At 63.4% G+C, this 1,589-nt stretch carries 1 protein-coding gene; it reads left to right on the top strand.

Annotated features, from left to right (window positions below):
• Nucleotides 1-57 precede the first annotated feature (57 nt).
• Nucleotides 58-1,589: phage tail tape measure protein (locus ACSHWJ_RS15900; RefSeq protein WP_432540096.1), on the top strand; the 1,532-nt coding region annotated here is incomplete at its 3' end.

Raw genomic sequence — 1,589 nt, forward strand, 5'->3', positions numbered from 1 at the left:
GCGCTGGACCGGTATACGCCGGTCCTTGCGAAAGCGGCCACGGCGACGCGGGCCAGCATGGCCGATCTTGGCAGCGTGCTGCTGGCATTCGACAACAATCTCAAGGTTTCCGCGGACCAATCCGAGTCGGCGCTCAACATGCTGGCTTACGCGGGCAAGCGCGGGCAGTTCGAGATCCGCGATTCCGCCAAATGGCTTCCGGCGCTGGCACCGATGTTCCAGACCCTGGGCGTGACGGGCAAGGAAGCCGTGGCCGAGATCGGCGCAGCACTGCAGATCGCCCGGAAGGGTGCGGGCACCAACGACGAAGCCGCCAACAACTTTCGCAATTTTCTGGCGAAACTGACTTCGCCGGACACGTTGAAGGACTTCGACAAGGCCGGTATCGATCTGCAGAGCAGCTTGAAGAATGCCGCCAAGCGCGGCATCAGTCCCATGGAGGCGATGATGGATACCATCACCGCCTATATCGGCAGCAAAGGCCCGCAGGCGGCCGCGGCATTCAAGCAGGCGCTGTCCCTGGAAGACGCGCAGAAACGTGCCGAGGCCCTCCAGGCGTTGTCCGGTTCGTTCAGGCTGGGTGAATTGTTCCAGGACATGCAGGCGATGTCCTTCATCCGCCCGATGCTGGCGAACCGGGCCGAGTACAAGGACATCAAGCAAGGCGCGCTCGGCGCGGCGAATCAGGACTTGATAGGCGCCGACTTCCAAAAGCGCACCCAGGGTTTCAATGAAAGCCTGAAAGCCTTCCGTATTGGGATGAGTGAGGTTGGCCTGGTGGTCGGCGAAGCCCTGCTGCCGCCGCTCACGGATCTGTTGCAGACCGTCCGTCCCGTCATCCGGGAATTCGGGCAGTTCGCCTCGGCACATCCGGGCGTGATTCGGGGTGTGGTCGGGTTAACCGCCGGCTTGCTGGGTGGGAAGCTTGCCGTTTTGGCGGTGAGATATGCCGTCAACCTGCTGGTGTCGCCCTTCAATGCGTTGGCTACGGCGACTCAATTGGTATTGGGTAAATGGACACTGCTCAAGACCGCTTTGCAGTTCGGGCCGCTGGCTCGAGCCGGCGGGGCTTTGAGCGCCGCAGGTTCGGCGGCGCTGGGCGCCGGTCGCGCCCTGGGCGGGATTTTGCTTTCCGGCTTTCGACTCGCAGGCGCTGCAACGCTGGGGTTTGGACGCAGCATTGCCAGCCCCTTGCTTTCTGGCCTTCGTTTGGCCGGCGCGGCCGCGGCTGGATTTGGTCGTATCCTGATCGGTTCCTTCCTTGCCGGCCTTCGACTGGCGGGCGTGGCGGCGCTGGAACTCGGACGTTTCTCCGCCGGGGCCTTGCTTTCTGGCCTTCGTTTGGCAAGTACGGCTGCGGCGGGGCTCGGTCGCATTCTGATCGGCTCAGCTCTCGCCGGCCTTCGGTTGGCCTGGCTGGCCGCGCTAGAGCTCGGACGGATTCTTGGTGGCGCATTGATTTCCGGTCTCAAGCTGGCGGCTCAGGCCGTCATGTTCCTCGGCCGCGCACTGCTGTTCACGCCCATTGGCGCAGCCGTTGCCATCATCGCCGGAGCGGCGTTCCTGATCTGGAAAAACTGGGATGCATT

It is taken from the genome of Methylococcus sp. S1M (assembly GCF_051295855.1).
Classification (GTDB): Bacteria; Pseudomonadota; Gammaproteobacteria; order Methylococcales; family Methylococcaceae; genus Methylococcus; species Methylococcus capsulatus.